Below are 21389 nucleotides of genomic sequence, written 5' to 3'. Positions count from 1 at the left end.
TCAGCACGGCCGAATTGATGCAATAGCGGAGTCCGGTCGGTTTCGGGCCGTCCTCGAACACGTGTCCGAGGTGCGAATCGCAGCGGGCACAATGAACCTCGGTGCGGCGCATGAAGAGGGAATTGTCTTCCTCAGTGCCGACGTTGTCCTTCGCGATCGGTTCGTAAAAGCTCGGCCAGCCCGTGCCCGAATCAAATTTTGTTTTGGAACTGAACAATTCCAGATCGCACGCAATGCACCGATACACGCCCTCGTCATGATTGTTCCAGTAATGACCCGTGAACGCGCGCTCGGTGCCTTTCCGCCGGGCGATCCGGTATTGCTCCGGCGTGAGCAGTTTGCGCCATTCGGCTTCGGTCTTGGTGATCTTCTGGATGGGCATATTCGTCTTCGTGGTCTGAGCCGCGGAATCCGTCGCGGCGGACGGAGGTTTCGCGGAAGGTTTCTCGACGGGTTTGTCGGCGCTTTGCGATTGGCTGCAAGCCGCCAACAGCGCGGCCACGGGCAAGGCGATCAACCATTCGTTCGTTCTCATAAAATTCGCGCAAGTGGATCGAACCGGCGAAGGAATGTTGCCCTGAGTTTGAATTGTGGCAAGGCGGAAGAACCCGGGAGCAAGATGGTGATCTTCCCCACGAACTGACCCCTCACCCCTTCCTTCTCCCCATCTAATGGGGTTACGTGTTTAGCGTGGTAGGGACGGATTCCACTCCGTCCCTGATTAATCCTTGAGGCGTGCAATGAACAGAGAGGCGGACAACGGAAACAGCAGGAGGCTCCGTTGGTCCACCGTCTCTTCCTGGAAGGCAGTCGGTCTCAAGGTCTGATTTGGGACGGAGTGGAATCCGTCCCTACCAACGCTATACAGATAACTTTGGCTCGTCTTGTGGCTGACGGTGTGCTTCAGTCGCTCCACGCGAAACGCACATGGGATTACCTCCGAAACGAAAGGACTTTCATGACCAACTCACTTGAAATCGAACGACGCCAGTTCTTGAGAACCGCCTCAGCCGCTGCAGGGCTGCTCACTCTGCTGGCCGGGCCGGGAAGCCCAGGCGCTGCAAGCGCCGAAGCTGCGGCATCCGACGGCACTAAAAACCTTGAGAAAACGAACCGGGTTCTGGCCGAGTTGGAAGCCAAAGGGGGCAACTTCCTCAATGTGGCGAAAGCGGACGGTGAATTCCTGCGTCTGCTAGTCAAAGCCGCCCGCGCGAAGAACGTCCTCGAACTCGGCACTTCCTATGGCTATTCCGCGATTTGGATCAGCCTGGGTCTGGAGGAAACCGGGGGCAAGTTGACCACGCTTGAAATCTTGTCCGAACGCATCGCTCTCGCGAAGAAGCATGTGAGCCAGGCGGGGCTTTCTCATCGCGTGACGTTCAAGGAAGGCGACGCGCACAAGATTGTTCCCGCGCTCGAAGGGCCGTTCGATTTCGTGTTCCTGGACGCAGACAAGGACGGTCTGATGGATTACTTCGAGAAGCTTTATCCCAAGAAACTCGTGCCCGGCGGCATCATCGCGGTCCACAACGCGATCTCCCGGAAAGAGGCCATGAAGAATTATCTCGAAATGATCCGGCAGCACCCGGACTTCGACTCCGTGATTCTAAGCCTGACGATGGAGGACGGCTTCTCCGTCAGCTACCGCAAACGGTAAGGAACCCAGTACTGATCAGACCGTGGGATTGGCGACAGATCGACCGGAGAACCGTAGCGCAGATTTTCAATCTGCCGTATCGCCGATTTCCAATCGGCAGGCCGCCGGCAAGTCCCAGCGCGCTCGGACCGGGAGACGCCCCGCAGAATGCAATTCTGCGATACAGCAGAGTGCAACTCTGCGCTACGAGCTTCGTCGTCCATCTTACGGATCAAGCAGTAAGCCTCGCCCCACCGTCGAAACGAATTTCACCAGATTCCCGGGAGGACACGGTAGCGCACGGATTGTGCGTACTCGCGGCAACCGGCCAGTTGTTCGTGAAGAAATCGATCCTCGATCCAGATTCTCCGGCAGAAAAACACGACAAAGACCGCCGTCGGCGCCAGCGACCACCAGGAACCCAGCGCCAATGTGCCGCCCACGGAAGCAAGCATTCCTCCCAAATATCCGGGATGCCTCACGTAGCGATACGGCCCGCCGGTGATAAGGTGATGGCCTCGGTCCGACTGAATGCGAACCACCGATGAGAAAAACCGGTTCGCGTTCATCGCCCATCCAGTCAGGCTGAGTCCCAATGCGAACACGGCCAGCGACGCGATCTGCGCGTACGCCGGGACCGTGTCCGACCAATGGAACCGTCCGACATCGAGGCCGGCGATGATCCACTGCATCACGATCACCGGAATCAGGAAAGCTCGCTCGGATCGATCCCGGCCACCGGGACCGGGGCGCAGTCTCTCCTGCAACAGGCTGGGATCAATGAGGAACACGTTAATCGTCAGGAAGGCCACGTAAATTCCCACCGTGGCCCACACGAAAGGGAGGTCCAGGCGTCCCGCTGATCCAAAAAGGACCGCGATCATCATCGCCATGAAACCGAGGACTTTCAGGTAATTCACCATCGTGGCGAAATGAGTTTCTAATCCGGATCCCTTCCATTGAACAGAATGAACAATCGCCGAATCACCGTGTCCAAATGTCGAACCCGAATCGCGAAAATATCCGTTGCATGCACGCCACGGCTAGAAAAGAGATGGCCCGCGCGAAAACCGCTGCGTTTTCGCGGCTCGTGTCCCTTCCAGTGTTCAGCCTTCTGTGTTCAGTCCTCTGGTCAGGCTGCGCTTCGTATGTGACGCCTGGAAGACAGGCTGACCTCGGCTTGTTCGCCGATCCCAAAATCAAATCCGCGTACGAGGCGGCTCCCTCGGCGAAATTTCCGGCCAGCATTGTGGCCGTGCGCGTCCAGGCTCCGGGCTACAGCAACTACAACCTCAGACGTTACTAAGCGTTACCATAAAGGCGCCATCTGAACGGGCGCGTCAGCAATCCATTTGGAAACACGTTGGAGGCGGCTCGCTGGGACAGGCTCGCCCTACCGCAGTCAAACTGAGAATGGCGGGCCGATGTGCTTGCGGCTTGCCGGTGGCCCCTGCGCTCTTCATCATCCTCGGCCCATGCTCACGCTGTCGGAAATCAGCAAAGCGTACGCCGGGCGGACTTTGTTCGCCGATGTTTCGCTACAGGTCAACCGCGAGGATCGCATCGGATTGGTGGGCCCCAACGGCGCAGGGAAGTCCACGCTGTTTTCACTCATCCTTGGCGAGGAATTTCCGGACACCGGAAAGATCGAACGACAGCGCAATTGTTCGGTCGGCCACTTGCCTCAAGAAAACGCCCCCGCCGGCGACGAGACCGTCCTGGAACTCGCCACGGCCATCACACCGGAGCTGGCGCATTTGAGAAAGCGCCTGAAGCATTTTGAGTCGGATCACGATCAGGATTCCGCGGATTTCCACGAGGTTCAATCGGAGTTCGATCATCTCGGCGGTTATCAGATCGAGATCAAGGCCAAGCAGATCCTCCTGGGCTTGAGCTTTCGCGAGAAGGATTTTTCCCGGCCCCTGCGCGAGATGAGCGGCGGCTGGGTCATGCGCGCGCATCTGGCTCGGCTGCTCGTGCAGGAGCCGGACTTGTTGCTGCTCGACGAGCCGACCAACCATCTCGATCTCGAAACGCTGCTCTGGTTTCAGGAGTATCTCAAGACTTACCCGGGGGGCATTTTGATGATTTCGCACGACCGCGAGTTCCTGAACCAGCTTGTCACCTTCATCGTCGAGATTCGCCAGGCGCGGCTCTGGAGATATCGCGGCAATTACGAGGACTTCCTCCAGCAGCGCGAAGCGCACGAGGAACAGCAATTGGCGGCATGGAAAAATCAGCAGCGCGAGATTGCGCGCCTCCAGCGGTTCGTCGATCGCTTCCGCGCCAAGAACACCAAGGCGACTCAAGCTCAGAGCAAGTTAAAGCAAATCGCGCGCATGGAGAAAATCGAAGCGCCGGAAGGCGAGGACGCCGCCATCGATTTCGCGTTCCCCCAACCGCAGCGCAGCGGCCTCAAAGTCATTTCGCTGGAAAATGTCCGTTACGCCTACGGCGCAAACGTGGTCTATGAAAGCCTGAACTTCCAGGCCGAGCGCGGCCGGCGGATCGTGCTGGTCGGTCCGAACGGCGCGGGAAAATCCACGTTGCTCAAGCTGCTCGCGGACGTGTTGAAACCGCAAGCCGGCGTCCGGGAGCTCGGCTACAACGTCAAGGCCGGCTACTATTCCCAATACCGCGTCGAGATGCTTCACCCCGACAGGACGGTGCTGGAGGAAGCGTTCGATACGCCGCAACGTCTCACGGAGACTTTCGTTCGGACGGTGCTCGGATGCTTTCTCTTCCGCGGCGACGACGTTTTCAAAAAGGTCAGCGTCCTGAGCGGTGGCGAGAAAAGCCGCCTTGCGCTGGTGAAGCTGCTGCTCGATCCGCCGAATTTGCTGCTGATGGACGAACCCACAACGCATCTCGATCTTTCGAGCATTGACGCGCTGCTTTACGCGCTCGATCAATTCCAGGGCACGCTCATTTTCATCAGCCACGATGTCTATTTCATCCGCTCGTTGGCCAATCACGTGGTCCACGTGCAGAACGGCCAGCTCACGCATTATCCGGGCGACTACCAATATTACCTGGACAAAACGGGTTCGCAGAAGCGCACGGTCGAAACCGCCAATGCAACCGGCCAAGAGAGAACAAACGCGTCGCCTCCCCTGCCCTCTTCCGACTCCAACTCCAGCGAAGCCACTCAACGCCGCCTTCAAAAGCGCCTGGCAGCCGAACAACGCCAGGCCCGCGCCCGCGAACGTCGTGAACAAAAGCAATTGGTCCAGAGATTGGAAAACGAAATCGCCGACCTCGAAGCGCGCCAGGCCGAACTCACCGCCGAATTGGAAACCCCGCAGACCTACGAGCGACCGGGCCGGGCCGTGGAGATCAATCGCGATTTGAAGGATATTATCGACCGCTTGCCGCAACTGACCGCCGATTGGGAACAAGCCGCCACCCGCCTCGCGGAAATCGAAGCGCAAGAGTGAAGCCCGTGAATGCGGCGTCCTGGTGGCCTGAGATCCAGAACATCTCCTTGGCTATCAATCGTCTCCTTGGATCTTATAAGAAAATAATAAACTTCCTAAACTTCCTATAATTGGATGTGCACACGACGAACTTCTCGACCCGCGTCCGTATGGACCGATCAGAGATGCTGAAAAAAGGGTCTTGGATTTCGATCACGCGTTTTTAGACTTTCACACATGTCCAGAACATCCTTCTTCCGCTTCAAAGCCCCTGCCCTTGCACTCCTGGCCGCGTGCTGCGTTGTTTCAGATCAGACCACTGCAGCGCCGCTTGAACTCCATGCCCGCCACCGCCAGGCCCTGCCTGCCGCAACCGATCAATTTGAAGCAGTCGAGAAAACCCTCCGCTGGGATCCGAAGAAGACCGCCATCATCGTGTGCGACATGTGGGACCAACACTGGTGCAAAGGCGCCACGGCGCGCGTCGCTGAAATGGCCCCGCGCATGAACGAAGTGCTCACAGCCGCCCGCAGGCAGGGCGTGCTCATCGTCCATGCGCCCAGCAGCACCATGAAGTTCTACGCCGATTGGCCGCAACGCAAACGCGCCCAGCAAGCGCCCAAAGCCACTCCTCCCTCCGATGTCAGCAAATGGATGTCGCTGAACCTGGAGAGGGAAGGCCCGCTCCCGATCGACGATTCAGACGGGGGTTGCGACGACTTGCCGCAGTGTCCGGGCGGCAGTCCGTGGAGACGCCAGATCGCCACGCTGGAAATCGCTCCTGAGGATGTCATCAGCGACAGCGGCGAGGAAATCTACAATGTGCTGGCCCGGGCCGGCGTCGAAAACGTGATCATCCTGGGCGTGCACACCAACATGTGCGTGCTGGGTCGGCCCTTCTCAATCCGTCAGATGGTCAGCGTTGGCAAGAACGTGCTGCTCATGCGCGACATGACCGACACGATGTACAATTCCCGAAAGCGCCCGTTTGTCAGCCATTTTGCCGGAACCGACCTGGTGGTCGAGCACATTGAGAAACACTGGTGCGGCTCGATCACCAGCGCGGATTTTCTCGGCAGCGAACCCTTCCGCTTCAAGGACGACAAACGTCCGCGCGTCGTGTTCGTCGTCGGCGAAAACGAGTATCAAACCTGGGAAACACTTCCGGTGTTTGCTCAAAAGGAATTGGGCGGGCGCGGCATCAACTATGAATTCGTGAACGCGCCGCCGGCGAGTGGCAACGAGTTCACCAACTGGCCAGCCATCGCGAAAGCGGACCTGCTTTTCGTCAGCATTCGCAGGCGCACGCCGCCCTCGGGGATGATCGACGCGATTCGTGCGCATCTCAACGCGGGCAAGCCGCTCGTGGGCATTCGCACCGCCAGCCATTCCTTCGGCGCCAAACCGCCGGATGATCAGCACACCGCGTGGGACACTTTCGACCGCGACGTGCTCGGTGGACACTACCAGAACCATTACGGCAACAACCTCGCGCCGAGCATTCGTGTCGCCGCGGGCGCCGCCGCTCATCCGGTTCTCACCGGCGTCGATGTGGACAGCTTCCGGACGCGTTATTCGCTCTACCGCAGCCGCGACCTTGCCGCGACGACGACGACGCTCTTAACGGGCACGATTTCGGTCGAGGGAAAGGACGTCACCGAGCCGGTCGCATGGGTGAACACCGGCGCAAATCGCCGAGTATTCTACACGTCACTGGGCGGACCGGATGACTTCAAGGCGCCGGCCTTCCGCCGCCTTCTGCTCAATAGTGTTCTTTGGGCTTTGAACAAGCCGATTCCGCCAGACGAACGGCCGGCTCCCAAAACAGCACAAAACGCCAAGCCGCCCGCGCAGGAAAGTCCGCTTAGCCCGGCGGAATCCCTGGCGCGCTTCACGGTCGCTGAAGATTTGGAAATTGAGCAAGTGCTTGCCGAACCGATCGTTCGCCAGCCGGTGTTCCTCAGCTTCGACGAGCGCGGACGGCTCTGGGTTGTGCAATATCTTCAGTATCCTTTTCCCGCCGGATTGAAAGTCATGAGCAAGGACAATGTCTGGCGCGCCGTCTATGACAAAGTCCCGCCGCCGCCGCCGAACCATTTTCGTGGCGAAGATAAAATCACTATCCACGAAGACACCGATGGCGACGGGAAATTCGACACGCACAAGGTTTTCGTCGAAGGACTGAACATCGTCACTTCTCTCGCCCGAGGCCGCGGCGGTGTCTGGGTGTTGAATCCGCCCTACCTGCTTTTCTATCCGGACAGGAACAACGACGACACGCCCGACGGCCCGCCGGAAGTGCGCCTCTCAGGATTCGGCCTGGAGGACACGCACTCCGTGGCGAACAGCTTGCGCTGGGGACCGGACGGCTGGCTTTACGGCTGCCACGGCAGCACGGTCACGGGCAACCTCTTCGTCTATGGCGCAGACGGGCGATCTCTGAATTCGAAGCCGATCTATTCGCAAGGTCAGGGCGTTTGGCGTTATCACCCGGAAACGCGGCGCTACGAAATCTTCGCCGAAGGCGGCGGCAACGCGTTCGGCTTGGAGATCGACGCGCAAGGCCGCATCTTTTCCGGGCACAACGGTGGCAACACCCGCGGCTTTCATTATGTCCAGGGCGGCTATTTGCAGAAGGGATTCGAGAAGCATGGCCCGCTCTCGAATCCTCACGCCTTCGGATTCTTCCCGCCCATGCCGCACAACAACGTCGAGCGGTTCACTCACAATTTCATCATTTACGACGGAGGCACACTGCCGAACCCATATCACGGCAAATTGCTCGGCGTCGAACCCCTGCAAGGCCGCGTCGTCCTGAGCGAGATCCAGCCCGATGGATCAACGTTTCGCACGAAAGACTTGAGCCATCCGTTGACCACGAGCGATCAATGGTTTCGCCCGGTCGATATCAAAGTCGGCCCCGACGGCGCAATCTACCTTGCCGACTGGTACGACCGGCAGGTGAATCACTACCGCAACCACGAAGGTCAGATCGACAAAACCAATGGCCGGATTTATCGGCTCAAGGCCAAGGGCGCCAGGCCGGCCACGCGCTTTGATCTGGCCAAATCGCCGGCCGAGGAATTGATCCGCTTCCTCCAACACGAAAACAAATGGTTTCGACAGGAGGCGCTGCGGCAGTTTGCGGATCGAAAGGATCATTCCCTTGCAGCCCGACTGACGCAAATGATCGCGGCGAACACCGGCCAGGCCGCACTTGAAGCGCTGTGGGCTTTGAACCTCAGCGGCGCATTTCACAATGACACGGCCGTGCAATTCTTAAGTCACGCTGCGCCTTTCGCTCGACTTTGGACTGTCCGCCTTCTCGGCGATGCCCCCAGCCAGCACCTCTGGGGCGAATTGAGCGGCAAGCTTGCGCAGGTGGCCAAAACCGAATCAAACGTGGAAGTTCGCGGCCAGCTTGCCAGCACGGCCAGGCGGCTTTCGGCCAAGGACGCATTTCCGATCGCGCGAAACCTCCTGGCCCACGATGAAGACGCCACCGATCCGCGTCTGCCTCTGCTCCTCTGGTGGGCCCTCGAGGCCAAAGCTGAACTGGATCGCGACGCCGTTCTTGATTTGCTCGGCGATGCCTCCCTTTGGTCCCGCCCTCTCGTAAAGGAATACTTGCTCGAACGCCTGATGCGTCGTTACGCCGCGAGCGGTTCCCGAAAGGATTTGCTGATTTGCGCGAGACTTCTCCAGCTCGCGCCCCGCAAAGAGAATGTCGTCAAACTCATGGCCGGGCTGGAACAGGCGTTCAAAGGACGCCCCATGGCGAATCTTCCGGAAGAGCTGGTGGCCGCGATGGCCGCCTCGGGCGGCGAGTCCCTGGCGTTGAACTTGCGCCGCGGCCAGGCTGAGGCCGTGGACAAAGCGCTTCAGATTGTTTCTGATCCCGCCGTGGAGAAAACCAAACGCGTGGAATTGATTCAGATTCTGGGCGAAGTAAAGCAGCGGCGAGCGGCAGAGGTTTTGTTGAAGCTGCTGCAAGCGCCGGGTGACACCATGTTGTGCAAGGCGGCGCTGGCCGCGCTGCGGTCGTTTGACGATGCCGGCATCGGCGAGAAGGTAGCTGCGGCCTTCGCAACGCTCTCCGACGACGCGAAGGTTTCCGCGCTCGAGTTGCTGGCGAGCCGGCCCGCTTGGGGATTGGCGCTGCTCCAGGCGGTGGATCGAGGCGAAATCCTGAAGAGCGCGGTGCAACCGGTAGCGCGCCACAGACTTCAGGCCTTCAACGGCTCCGAAATCGAGAAGCTTTTGCGCAAGCATTGGAGCGGCACGCACACGCCCACGACGGCGGAGATGCAGAAGAAGATCGAGCAGTTGGCCGCGTCGCTCCATGCCGGCTTCGGAAATCCGTATGAAGGACAGAAGCTGTATAACGGCTCGTGCGCCGCCTGCCATAAGCTGTTCGGCCAGGGCGGCCAGATCGGGCCTGACCTGACCACATCCAAACGCGACGACATCGAAAACATGCTGTTGAGCATCGTGAATCCAAACGCGGAAATTCGCGAAGGGTACGAGACGTTCCACGTCACGACCAAAGACGGCCGCGCGCTTTCCGGTTTTCTCGCGGACAAAGACCCGCGTTCGGTCGTGCTGCGCGGTGTGGACGGCGAGAACACCATCCTCGCCCAAAACCAGATTGCCGAAATGAAATCGGCGGGTATGTCGCTGATGCCGGAGGGATTGCTCGACGGGCTGAACGACCAGCAAGTGCGCGATTTGTTCGCGTATCTGCGAAGCACGCAGCCGCTGGTCCGATGATGGGCAGAAGATTTTGGAGTGCGGCGACGAAGCCTGCGCGGTCGCCGCTTTTGGAGGAACGTTGTTTGATTCAGAATCATCGGACTGAGGCAAGAAAAGCCGTGTCTCCGCTGCGCCGCGTCGCCGCACTCCAAGACAAATTGGCGATCCTGGCCGACGATTTGACGGGAGCTTGCGACACCGGCGCCATGTTTGCACAGCGGAGCTTCGCCACGGTCGTTGTGATGAACCCACGTGCTCGCTTGCCCTCCGATGCGCACATCGTTGTTCTCAGCACGAACAGCCGCAACGACTCGCTGCAGCGAGCCAAAGCCAAAGTGCGACAGGCATGCCTTCGCTTGCACACAGCCAACTTTCGTGTCCTCTACAAAAAGATCGACTCCACGCTCAAAGGCAACATCGCCGCGGAAATCGTGGCGATTCTGCAGACGGCCGGTTTTGCGCGCGCCGTCGTTTGCCCGGCTTTTCCGGAGCAAGGCCGCGTGGTTCGGCGAGGCGTGCTCTATGTTCGCGGCCAGTGTTTCGGAGAACTTTCGCCCTGCCTGGAGGCGCTGGGTCGCTTCGGCATTGCTCCCCTGCCCCGCCCGATTTCCACTGCGAAATTCGCCCAGGCCATGCGCGGCACTGCCCGGTGCGTGATTGCAGATGCGGAGACAGACGGCGATTTGCGCTGCCTGGTGAAAGCCGCTGGGCTTTCCTCGACGCCTGTGCTGCTGGTGGGTTCCGCCGGCCTGGCGCGCCACCTCGCGGACGCATTGCTCAAAGCAAGCCGCAATGAAGTCATGGGCAAAGAAGCGCGGACGGCCATGGCCGCGACGAAGCCTGCGTTCCGGTCAGTGCCGCGCAGGCAAGGCTGGCCGCGCTCCCGAGGCGAGCGTTCCGTTCGGTCCCATCGCGTGCTGATTTTCGCGGGTTCAAGGAACGCGGTTACTGAAAGTCAAATTGATCGTCTCGTCCAACGCCAACGGGCCATCATCCATTCGATCGCTCACCTCGGCCCACTCACTCCGCTTGCCTACGTCGCGCGGGATCGGCCCGTTGTGTTCCGTGTCCCGATGCATCAAATGCCCATCGAGAAGCTGCAACGGCGATTGGCGTCATTGGTTCCGCTATTCGCGCGACCGCATTTCGGCAGCCTGGTGTTGCTGGGTGGCGACACCGCCTTGTTGATTTGTCACTGGCTTCGCGTCAAAGCCATTGCCCTGCGCGGCGAGATCGCGCCGGGAATTCCCTGGGGCCATTTCATGGGCGGCAAAGCTGACGGCGTTTTGGTTTGCACCAAAGCTGGAGGGTTTGGTGACGCCAATACCTTGATCCGCGTGGTTGATTTTCTCTCGAAACCCCCGTCGGCCTCCCCTACACCTTAGCCATAACTTAGTCAGAAGTGAAAAGCGTTCCGACCCTCGCCATCACACTCGGCGATCCCGCCGGCATCGGCCCGGAGGTCGTGCTCAAGGCATTGCACGATCCGGACGTGCGCGGCCTGGCCAAGATGATCGTGGTCGGTGACCGGGCAGCGCTCGACCCGACGGAGACTCAGTGTGGCCTGAAGGTGACTGAACTGCCGGGCGTGTTTCTCGACGAACCCGGCGTGCTTGAGGGTTGGTTCGAACTGGGCAAACTGAGTGAGCGCTGCGGCCGCGCCGCGTTGGCGTATGTCCGCCGGGCCACTGAACTTTGTCGGAGCGGCGTGGCCGATGCGATGGTCACGGCGCCATTGAACAAAGAGGCTGTCACCCGGAGCGGCTTGAGCTTCACGGGTCACACAGAGTACATCGCGGAGCTTTGCGGCGTGACCGAACCGCGCATGCTCCTGATCAACGATCGCCTGCGTGTTTTGCACGTCACGACGCACTGTTCTCTCCGCCAGGCCTGTGATGTGACGACCCAGGAAATCGTCACCACGCTTCGGCTCGGCCACGAAGCGGTCGTCCGGCTGGGTCTGCCCCGACGGCGCATCGCTGTTTGCGGGTTGAATCCTCACGCCGGGGAAGGCGGTCTGTTCGGCGACGAAGATCAAACCACGATCGCTCCGGCAATTGCGGCGGCCCGGACCGAAGGCATTGACTGCTTCGGCCCGTTTCCGGCCGATACGATCTTCCTGAAGGCGCTGCAAGGCGCGTTTGAGTTGGTGGTGGCGATGTATCACGATCAAGGCCACATCCCGATGAAGCTCCTCGACTTCGAGAACACCGTGAACGTCTCCCTGGGCCTGCCGATCATTCGAACTTCGGTTGATCACGGGACCGCGTTCGACATTGCCGGCCAAAACAAGGCCAAAGCAGAGAACATGAAGGCGGCGCTGAAGCTCGCCGTCAGGCTCGCGCGAAATCGGCCCTCTTGAGGCTAGGAACAGTCCTTGCCAAAAGTTTGTTCCGTACGGGACAAACTTTTGTCACGCCGCACTCCATCCGTTACAGGATCACAAGGGCCGATGTTGAGGCTGCATTTCGGCTGGAACGCTGTATAGTGAGGCACGCTGGAACACAGCGCACCGATGACGCGACGGGCGGCAATGGCAATCCCCGCGCGGACCGCCATCGTGGAAAACTCAACGTCGGATTCGCGGACAATCACGTTGAGCACGTCCCTTACGAGACGCTGCTGCTGGATCTCTCGCCGCAGCACCTGAAACGCTGGCACACGGACAACGAACCGCACCTGGAATGGTTTCGATAGCCTTCCCGTCAACCAGACAGTAGGGCTGCGTTGCCGCGCAGCCGGGCTTCGGTCGATGCGGCGGCGCAGCAGCGCCGCCCTACCATCGATGGGGTTCAAGGGCCGAGTGCATGGTTCTGAAACCATGCGGGCTTTACATGGAGCCTCTTCGCACTTACCAATACTCAAGCCTATGAAAACAATCCGCCGCTGTTTCGCCTTCACTCTGATTGAGCTCCTCGTCGTCATCGCCATCATCGCGATTCTTGCGGGCATGCTCTTGCCGGCGCTGGCGCGCGCCAAGTTCCGCACCAAGGTGACGAACTGTATTTCGAACTACCGGCAGTGGGGCCTCGCCGTGAACGTGTACGCCACGGACGATGACAAAGGCCGCTTGCCGGCCTACCGCATGCCGCGCACAGGCCTCAATCCCTGGGATGTCTCGATTAACATGGCGACGAATCTTGAGCCTTACGGCCTGACGGTCCCGATGTGGTATTGCCCAACACGGCCCGCCGACTTTGCGGACGCCCAAAGATGGTTTCGGACTCAGAACAAAGGGGAAGGCTCCATGACCATTGCGGACCTGAACAAGTACTTTGTCCGGCAATACGGAAACTTCGCCATCATCTGGCAATGCTGGTGGGTCCCGCGTCCGCTGGACGACGGCACGATGTTTCCGACGCCCACCACCTCCGGAACTTACACCCGCACCAAAGATGGCTGGCCGACGCGGCTGGAAGATCCCATGGCTTCATTTCAACCTGTGATTACGGACCTCTGCCTTGCCGAAGGAACGCGGAACACAAATGTGGCCAATGCCCGCGCTGGCCATCCCGTGAACAATCGCCCGCAAAGCGTGAACCTCGCCTTCGCCGATGGACACGTCGAGACTCGAAACTTCAAGCAACTGCAATGGCAGCAGTCCGGCAATTGGACGACGTTCTATTGAGCGGCCACTGCGCTGGGAAGCACAGGCGCCCTCGCCGGTCGGAACCTTCTCGAGATGCCCGTCGCAAGATCAGATCAGCCCCTTGATCGGCTCGCCCCGCGTAATCGCTTCCACGAGATTCTTTGGCAGACCGCTCGTCACGCGCACTTCGCCAAGGTCCAGCAACACATGCATGATCGTGGCGATCAAGTCCGGAATGGTCACCGGCTCTGACGCCGGTTCGCCCCCATTGGGTGAAGATTGGCCGATGACTTGCCCCATTTTCAGCCCGCCCCCGTAGAGCATCAACGGCGCGAGATTGCCCCAGTGATCGCGCCCGCCGTTCTTGTTGATCACCGGCGTGCGGCCCATCTCGCCGCAGCACACCAGCAGAATTTTGTCCCGCAGCCCGCGCGCTTCGACGTCCTCAATGAACGCGGACACTGCGTGATCGAACGGGACGCCGACGTAACCCATGCCTTCGGTCATCGTCGCGTTGTTCACGTCCGCGTGCATGTCCCAGACGAAACTGGTCGTGACGGTCACGAAACCGCAGCCGCGCTCGCACAGCCGGCGCGCGAGGAGCAACAGCTTGCCGAGCGTGGCGGCGTGATCGGCGTAATGGCGGTGATTGTTCCAGACTTTGCTGATCCGATCCTTCGAGATGAGCGGCGCCGTGTCGTAGCGCGCGATGACTTTTGGGTCTTCTTTGGACAAATCGAACGCATCCGAAACACCGCGCAACAACGTGTCGAAGGCTTGTTGTTGAAAGCCGTTCAGCCCGTCGATCACGCCACTCGCATCCGTCCATCGTTTCCAGCCATCAATGGCGGAGAGCAGCGCGCGCCGGTCATTCAGACGTTCCTGCGGCAGACCGAGACGCATGTCTTGCTGCAACTCCTTCCCGGCCCCGGGAACGAACGGTGAATACCTCATTCCCAAATCGCCGACTGCCTCGAAGTTGCCGAACGAAGTGATGGCTGGCCCGGCTTCCGCGTTTACGGCGCGCGGGAACAAGACGGCATTCGTTGGCATCGCCGTGTCGGGCCGGAGCGAACCGGCAACGCGCGCGTAAAGCGATCCCAGGTTCGCGCCGATCGTGTCCCGGCCCATGATCGGCTTAATGTCATGATTGCCGTCGCCTGTGGCAAACGAGCGCACGATGGAGAATTTGTGAGCCAGGCGGGCAAGTTTTTCCAAGGTCCCACCAAACGTGACTCCAGGAATCGTGGTTTTTACCTCGCCGGTCGTGCTGCGGATGCCAGCGGGCGCCTCCATCTTGGGATCGAACGTCTCGAATTGCGACGGTCCGCCGTGCATGAAAAGGAAGATGACGGACTTATCCTTGAGCGGAAGCTTTTGTTCCTTTGCCAAAGCTCGGACGGCGAACCAATCGCTCAGAGTCAGACCTCCCAAGGCGAGGCCGCCCACCTCGAGGAATCTGCGGCGCCCGATTCCTCCGTTGGTCGAAGCGAGGTCGTGGAAAGTCAACATAACGCGCCAGTTTGTCGGATGAGGCTCTTTCTCGTTTGGCTAGTGATATGTCTCACGCAGCCTCCTGGCAACCCCAATTTGTTTGCACAGGTCGGCTGAAAAAATCTTGCCGTTGACCCTGGCCCGCGCAAAATAACTCCGCGCTTCGGGCCGGTAGCCTCGGTAGCTCAATTGGCAGAGCAGTTGACTCTTAATCGAAGAAGGCATTTTTTCCGACTTCATCTCACTTCCTCTCAAGCCAGAAAGTCTGCATAAACATTGGTCGAAATGCACTTCGACATTTTCCTGAATCATCCCAATTTGTCTCCAAATTTTTGCTGCAGGATACGATCCGGGATACAATGGCCAATTTGACTTAGCATCAACTGCGCTGACCTGCAGTTTTGCCCGTCTTCAGTTCACCCGCTTTGTCAATGAAAGTAAGCTTTCGGAAACTTGACGGCTTGACGGCTTCTAAACTTCCGCTCCGCCAGTCGCCTGATCAACTTTTCGGCATGAGCACTGTCGCTGAAATCGAAACTGCCATTGAGCGATTATCGCCCGAAGAGCAACGCGAGTTGCGCGATTGGCTTTTGGAACGCTTGCCCGCCGACGACAACGACGACGTGCTGGTCCCGCCCGCCTACCGACAAAAAGTCCTTGATGCCATCGACCAGCCCTAAGCCCGGCGAAATCTGGAAAGTGGATTTGGGCCTGGCAGGCAAGGTTCGCTGGTTCATCGTTGTTTCTCGGCACGATCCCAATGCGCCCCGTGCGTTGTCACTCGCCGTACCGGTGACGACGCGGAATCGAGGCAGCGCTTATGAAGTCCCTGGTTGAAGAGGGCGCCTGTTTCCAGGGCATAACGGATGGGCGCTTGCACCGGGTCGCAATAATTTCTTGAAAGAACAGATTCCTCCCTGCGAACTCTCTCCTAACGGCGCTTCCCATTGAGCCTATGCCCGGCGACTCGACTGAAGACAAGACTCAACTGAATCCGGAGACTGGCCTGGAGCCTCCGGCAGCCGAACGCTCCGACGCAGCCACGCTCCCCCGCTCGACGACTCTACAGGTTCCCGATCACGAACTGCTCCGTCGCATCGGCGGCGGCGCGTATGGCGAGGTCTGGCTGGCGCGCAACGTCATGGGCACCTACCGCGCGGTCAAAATTGTCTATCGCAAAACCTTCAGTAACGACCGCCCGTACGAACGCGAGTTCACTGGCATCCAAAAATTCGAGCCGATCTCCCGTTCCCACGAACGGCTGGTCGATGTGCTCCAGGTCGGGCGCAACGACCCGGCGGGCTATTTCTATTACGTGATGGAGTTGGCGGATGATGCGAACGTAGGGCAGGCTTCCAGCCTGCCAGTTGAGCGGGCATCCCGGCCCGCAGTCACGCACGGCCACAAAGCCAGCCGAACCGCAACACGCGAAACGGAAACCGGATCCTCAATCGCCAATCGCCAATCGGAAATCGCCAATCCCGAAAAGTACATTCCGAAGACCCTGGCCAAAGAACTGCACAACCGCGGCCGTCTGCCGGCCGACGAATGCCTGCGCTTGAGACTGACGTTGACTTCAGCGCTGGGCCATTTGCACCGGCACAGCTTGATCCACCGCGACATCAAGCCCTCGAACATCATTTTCGTGAACGGGATTCCAAAGCTGGCGGACATTGGCCTGGTGGCGGACGCGGCCGAGGCGCGTTCGTTCGTCGGCACGGAAGGTTTCATTCCTCCGGAAGGCCCCGGCACGGCACGCGCGGATCTCTACAGCCTGGGCAAGGTGGTCTATGAGATTTGCACGGGGAAAGATCGCCAGGAGTTTCCGGAACTGCCGACGCTGCTGGGGGACGGCCAGGACCGGACGGAATTGTTGGAACTGAACGAAGTGGTGTTGAAGGCGTGCGAAGACGAGCCGACCCAGCGGTATCAATCCGCCGAGGAGATGCACGCCGATCTGGTGTTTCTCCAGAGCGGCAAATCGGTCAAACGGCTGCGGTCGGTGGAACGGAGGTTGGCTGTGCTTACCCGAGTCGGGACCGCTGTCGCCATGGCAGCCGTCGTCGTGACGGGCGCGTACTTCTATCAGCAGCTACAAACCCGACGCTTCGAGAAACTCGCGCACGAGAATCTCCAATTGGCCGGCGAAGAAGCGCGCCAACGCCAGAAGTTCCAGGAAGCTTTCAGCAAGTCGGACTCCTTGTTGGCCGGGCAACTGATCGAGCGAGACAAGCCGGATCACGCCGTCGCTTTCTTGTGCCGGGCGCTCAGAAGCGATCCCACGAACGTCGTGGCGGGCGCGAAACTCCTATCGACTTTGCTCTACAGTAATTTTGCCACGCCTTGTTCCCGCCCGTTCCGTCAGGATGGCGAGGAGCCCTCATCCAGTGTCGTTGTAAACACCGAAGCGACCCGAGCGGTGGTGTTGTATCGATCTGGCCCGCCTAAATTCCTGGACCTCGGCACTGGGAAGTCTCTCACTCCGCGCATTCATGAACCGGGTCTGGAGATGTTACGCAAGCTCGTTTCACGTGCGACGAACTCGGATCCGTTTCGGTTCCTGATCCCGAAGCACGTGCTCATGGGTCTGCAGGCGATCTATGACCGCCCGATCATCGCGGCTGCCTTCAGCCGCGACGGCAACAAAGTGGCCATGGCCTCGCGGGATGGGACGGCCCGGGTGTGGGATTGGGCGACCGGGCAGCCGGCGGCTCCGCCGCTGATCCATTAAGGCTCCGTTCGCGCGATGGCAATGACTCCTGACGGTCGCAAACTCGTCACGGCCTCGTTGAAGGGCGTCGCCCAAATCTGGGAAGTGCCAAGTGGCAAGGGTCGTGGACGCCAGCAGCGGCGAGCATCTGCTTCCACCTATTCCACACAGAGGACCGGTGCTCCGCGTTAGCCTGAGCCCAAACGGAGCAAGGTTAGTCACTGCAATGGTTGGCTTAGATACGTACCCTGCCGGCGAAATTCGCGTCTGGAACCTGACGATGAGCAAGACGTTTCCTCTGGTTCCCCAACTCGGGCCAACGCGCTCTATCTTTCGCGTCGTTAATTCAGACTGGACTAACCGCACAGCATTGACAGACGGAAAGGTTGTTCGTGTCTGGGATTTGGATCGCGGCGTTCCTCTGACTCCTCCTATCGAACACGAAAAGCCGATTTACCGCTACGTGTTCAATGCCGATTCGACGAAGCTCGTGACGCTCGGCGTAATTGATTTTCAGTCAGTATCCAATGGTCATTCTCTCATCCGGGTTTGGGACGTGAAGACCGCCAAAGAATTGATCCCGGCCATCAAAAACGAGGGCCTGGTTCGGTCGCTCGCAATCTGCGGGGATGGATCACGGTTAGTGACCGAGTCCTACGGAACACGGGCTGGGAAACGGTTCCAATCCGCGTGGGTCTGGGATCTCCGAACGGGAACTTTGCTGATTCCTCCGCTGGTGCACGACCGAAATGTGTCAGCGGTCGCGATCAGTTCCGGCGGAGCGAAAGTCATCACCGGATCCGTGGACGGCTACGCGCGGGTCTGGGAAGCCAACACGGGCAAACTTTTATTCACGACCCCCAAACAGGATCAGTCAGTAAGCTCCTTGGCCATCAGCCCTGATGCAGCCAAGTTCCTCTCTGGGAGCTATTTTGGAACGGTCCAGGTTTGGGACTTTGCTACCGGACAACCGATTGGCCAGCCCGTCCGACATGTGGGTTCCATGGACCTCATGGACAGCATCGTGGTCACTCCCGACGGGAGCAAGGCGGTGACCCGCTCTTACGGAGGCACAGTCCGGATCTGGAGTCTCGAGACCGGCAGAGATGTCGTGCCGCCTTTGAAATCTTCCCTGGCGGTGAGCCGCGACGCCACGAGATACTTCGAGCGTTCGACGGACGAAGCTGCGCGGGTCGTGGAATTGCCGAGCGGCGAGGCGCTCACTCGACCCTTAAGGTTCGGACGGTTCGCCGCGTTTAATCGAGACATGACCCGACTGGTCGCCCCTTCCGGTGTATGGGAAATCCCTCCCTGGTTTCTTGATCTGGCGGAGGCGTTCGCGGGAGTGCGTGTGAACGAGAGCGGCTTCGTGGAACCGGTTCCCTCCCAGGCCTACCTCGACGCGCAAGACAAGATTCTCGAAATGAACGAGAGCGCCGGAATTGTGGCCTGGGCCAAATGGCTGGTGGCGGACCGAAGGACTCGCACCGTTGCCCCATCATTGCGTATGACCATTCCGCAGTACGTGGAGCGCCAAATTGAGCAGAACAGTTTGGAAAGTTTGCGCGAGGCCGTTTTCCTGTCGCCGACAAATGGGCTGGCCTTCGCGCGGCTGGCGCGGCTGGTTTCGGTACAGGATCCGAAAGAGAATCCCCGGCGGATTGGCGAAGCGGATTTTCTCAGCCGTCGCGCGGTCGAGTTAGCCCCTGACACCACCGAGGTCATTGAGATTCGCAAGGCAGTCCTGGAAGCTGTGAGTTTGAAGGAATAGGAGTCAACCTGCGTCTGATCCTCACGCCGAGGCCTCCCAGCTCTCCCACCGTCCGTCTTCGGTTCGACCTAGATCGGCAATCAATTTGATTAGCCACAAAGAGCGCAAAGATCACAGAGCAAGCGCATGGCAGAACAGGGATTCTCCCGCTTAGGGTCCGTGCAAAAATAACTTCGGATTTTGGCGGGAGCGCCGCCTGGCCTGCGGCGAGGAGAGAGCGAGGGAGCATCCCCGCAGCGGGCTGTGACCGAGCGCACGACGAAGCAGCAGGCCAGGCGCCGCCCCGCCCCGAAGGGCTGGGGCTGTTTGGCTCTCTGGCGTTGTTGCTCGCTCCTTACAGACCGCGGCGGGTCTGCTCGTCGCTCGCGCCTAGCCAGAGAGCCAAACAGCCTCCAGCAAAATCCGAAGTTATTTTTGCACGGACCCTTAGTGAGAGCGCGCTCTGTCGTAAGAGCCCGCTGTTCTTTGTGATCTCTGCGTTCTAGTGGCTGAACTGCTATCTCCAGCTTCAACAAAGCGCCCTGAGTGAAGTTACAGACGCGGTGGAACGCGTCCTCACCTTGCGCGGGTGGAACAGGCGGCTTACCTGGTCGATGCGCTGGGAATCGCCTGTTGCAGACGTCGGAGGTCGCGGGCTTTCGGAAACGTCGGGATGTTCACGATCCAGTTCGTCCTCTTGGCCAGGTTATGGGTGTTGGCCTCAATCCACCTCCAATGCTCGGCGCGGCCGTCGGCAAAGGAGAGATTCATACCGCCCGCATGCACCGTGGCCGGGAAATTGGCCCACACCCAGACGTCCGGTGGCGCCACGCCAAAAACTCCGTCTTCGATCGTGCTTGGATGTTCGTGGATGAAGGCGAAAGCTTGGGAGGGCGAAGGGTCTTTGAATGATGGCGATGACAACCAGGAGTTCGATCAGCGTGAAGGCATCCCTCTTGGTGTGTCGCAAATGGGCAACGGTATTCATAAGCACATCTTTGAGTTCGCTCGACGCCGGGAGGTTCTTTCAACCTTCTTGCAGAAATCTTTCGATCCCGAGCCAGGAGTTCAGCGCGACAAGGACGGATTCCACTCCGTCCCATATCAAACCTTGAAGCGGACGACAGGCCAGGAAAGCAACGATGGAGCGCGGTGGCACAGGCTTTTCCATCGTCCGGCTTCGGTTCAATCGGCGTGTCGGGGGTCCTTCAGGGACGCGGTGGAACGCGTCCTTACCAAACGCCCGAACGCATCCCTGCCTTCCGCAAGGACGCGTCCATGCTCCACAACTCACCGCTCAACCCGCCGCCGGAATCATTCTGTTCAACGCAAACGGTTCAGGTTCATTGCGGAATCGTCTCCTGCAAGTCCAGCAGGTCACGCCAATCCTGGTCGTTCGCCGCAGGTTTGTTCCATTCCAGATCGGCCGGTTTCTTCGGCCAGCGCCAGCCTTTGCGCGCTGCGTGGCCGTCAGCATAGGAAAGAACGCAGCCCTGGCCATGGCGGTCCGCGGGCATGTTCTGCCAGCTTCGCATCGGCTTTCGATGCAGCGCGAAGTGGCCGTCCTCAATGAGATTCTCGTGCTCGTCTAAGAAAACAAAGACCGACGAGGGCGCTGGCGCCACCAACTGGGAGGATCGGATGAAACGGCTCTCCCTCCCCTCTGGCCACTCCATGCCGTTCAACCAGGAGTTGAGTGAGTAGCTCCGGTTTCGGAGCTGGGGTATCCAACGGCGAGATGCAAATACCGTTTCGATCTGGGATCGGTCTGCCGGGCAATGGTAAATCTCCACGGACTGATTGTAGCGAAAGAGAACTCCGTTCGTGATGTTGGTCGTGTTCCGATCTACGCGCGCGCTGCCTGCGAGCCAGGAACCGGAGAAGCTGATCGGCCCCCCGCCACTCCCGCCCCATTTGATACTCCCAGCCAAGCCCTTCTGGTGATTTGATATCATCGGGGCCAATCGGGCGGAGAGTGCCACAAACACTCTCCGCGTTAACCCATTGATTAACCGGTGTCCAAAGGACACCACCACATCCAA

At 59.5% G+C, this 21389-nt stretch carries 15 protein-coding genes; 10 read left to right on the top strand and 5 right to left on the bottom strand.

Going from position 1 to position 21389, the window contains the following annotated elements; all coding sequences use genetic code 11:
- The coding region (gene msrB / locus FJ398_13375) for a peptide-methionine (R)-S-oxide reductase MsrB (protein ID MBM3838929.1) at positions 1-382 on the bottom strand (382 nt) is incomplete at its 3' end.
- 576 nt (positions 383-958) lie between these two features.
- On the opposite strand from msrB, the gene FJ398_13370 reads away from it, so the two are divergent.
- Positions 959-1657, top strand: coding sequence for an O-methyltransferase (locus FJ398_13370; protein ID MBM3838928.1), 699 nt, complete (start codon positions 959-961; stop codon positions 1655-1657).
- A 248-nt stretch (positions 1658-1905) separates the two neighbouring features.
- Here FJ398_13370 and FJ398_13365 read toward each other — a convergent pair whose 3' ends face one another.
- The gene (locus FJ398_13365; protein MBM3838927.1) at positions 1906-2559 is read right to left on the bottom strand and encodes an isoprenylcysteine carboxylmethyltransferase family protein; all 654 of its coding nucleotides are present in this window, start codon (positions 2557-2559) and stop codon (positions 1906-1908) included.
- A gap of 74 nt (positions 2560-2633) precedes the next feature.
- On the opposite strand from FJ398_13365, the gene FJ398_13360 reads away from it, so the two are divergent.
- The 7 genes from FJ398_13360 (at position 2634) to FJ398_13330 (ending at position 13432) form a co-directional block, all read left to right on the top strand.
- On the top strand, positions 2634-2942 hold the full coding sequence (locus FJ398_13360; protein ID MBM3838926.1) for a hypothetical protein: 309 nt from the start codon (positions 2634-2636) through the stop codon (positions 2940-2942).
- Positions 2943-3111: 169 nt separating this feature from the next.
- Positions 3112-5073, top strand: coding sequence for an ABC-F family ATP-binding cassette domain-containing protein (locus FJ398_13355; GenBank protein ID MBM3838925.1), 1962 nt, complete (start codon positions 3112-3114; stop codon positions 5071-5073).
- A gap of 216 nt (positions 5074-5289) precedes the next feature.
- Positions 5290-9822: a c-type cytochrome gene (locus FJ398_13350; GenBank protein MBM3838924.1), complete on the top strand. Its 4533-nt coding sequence runs from the start codon at positions 5290-5292 to the stop codon at positions 9820-9822.
- Positions 9819-11189: a hypothetical protein gene (locus tag FJ398_13345; protein ID MBM3838923.1), complete on the top strand. Its 1371-nt coding sequence runs from the start codon at positions 9819-9821 to the stop codon at positions 11187-11189. Before FJ398_13350 ends, FJ398_13345 begins: the two co-directional genes overlap by 4 nt.
- A 17-nt stretch (positions 11190-11206) precedes the next feature.
- Positions 11207-12166 carry a 4-hydroxythreonine-4-phosphate dehydrogenase PdxA gene (pdxA, locus tag FJ398_13340; GenBank protein MBM3838922.1) on the top strand — a complete coding sequence of 320 codons (960 nt, stop codon included), beginning with the start codon at positions 11207-11209 and terminating at the stop codon, positions 12164-12166.
- Positions 12163-12501 (top strand): hypothetical protein, encoded by a 339-nt coding sequence (locus FJ398_13335; GenBank protein MBM3838921.1) that lies wholly within the window; start codon positions 12163-12165, stop codon positions 12499-12501. Before pdxA ends, FJ398_13335 begins: the two co-directional genes overlap by 4 nt.
- A 124-nt stretch (positions 12502-12625) precedes the next feature.
- Positions 12626-13432, top strand: a complete 807-nt coding sequence (locus FJ398_13330; GenBank protein MBM3838920.1) for a type II secretion system protein — start codon at positions 12626-12628, stop codon at positions 13430-13432.
- A gap of 69 nt (positions 13433-13501) precedes the next feature.
- Here the strand turns inward: FJ398_13330 and FJ398_13325 are convergent, their stop codons facing one another.
- On the bottom strand, positions 13502-14905 hold the full coding sequence (locus tag FJ398_13325; protein MBM3838919.1) for a DUF1501 domain-containing protein: 1404 nt from the start codon (positions 14903-14905) through the stop codon (positions 13502-13504).
- Between the two features lie 937 nt (positions 14906-15842).
- Here FJ398_13325 and FJ398_13320 point away from each other — a divergent pair.
- Together FJ398_13320 and FJ398_13315 are read left to right on the top strand one after the other, a co-directional pair.
- A complete protein-coding gene (locus tag FJ398_13320) occupies positions 15843-17618 on the top strand; it encodes a hypothetical protein (GenBank protein ID MBM3838918.1) in 1776 nt (591 codons plus the stop codon).
- 205 nt (positions 17619-17823) lie between these two features.
- A complete protein-coding gene (locus FJ398_13315; protein ID MBM3838917.1) occupies positions 17824-19368 on the top strand; it encodes a hypothetical protein in 1545 nt (514 codons plus the stop codon).
- A 700-nt stretch (positions 19369-20068) separates the two neighbouring features.
- Here the strand turns inward: FJ398_13315 and FJ398_13310 are convergent.
- On the bottom strand, positions 20069-20335 hold the full coding sequence (locus FJ398_13310) for a type II secretion system protein (protein ID MBM3838916.1): 267 nt from the start codon (positions 20333-20335) through the stop codon (positions 20069-20071).
- A 355-nt stretch (positions 20336-20690) separates the two neighbouring features.
- On the bottom strand, positions 20691-21278 hold the full coding sequence (locus tag FJ398_13305; protein MBM3838915.1) for a hypothetical protein: 588 nt from the start codon (positions 21276-21278) through the stop codon (positions 20691-20693).
- Positions 21279-21389: the final 111 nt, after the last annotated feature.

Source organism: Verrucomicrobiota bacterium (assembly GCA_016871535.1).
In the GTDB taxonomy this organism is placed as follows: Bacteria; Verrucomicrobiota; Verrucomicrobiia; order Limisphaerales; family SIBE01; genus VHCZ01.
Note: the sequence above shows the minus strand (reverse complement) of the source record. Positions and strands in the feature narration are given on the sequence as shown.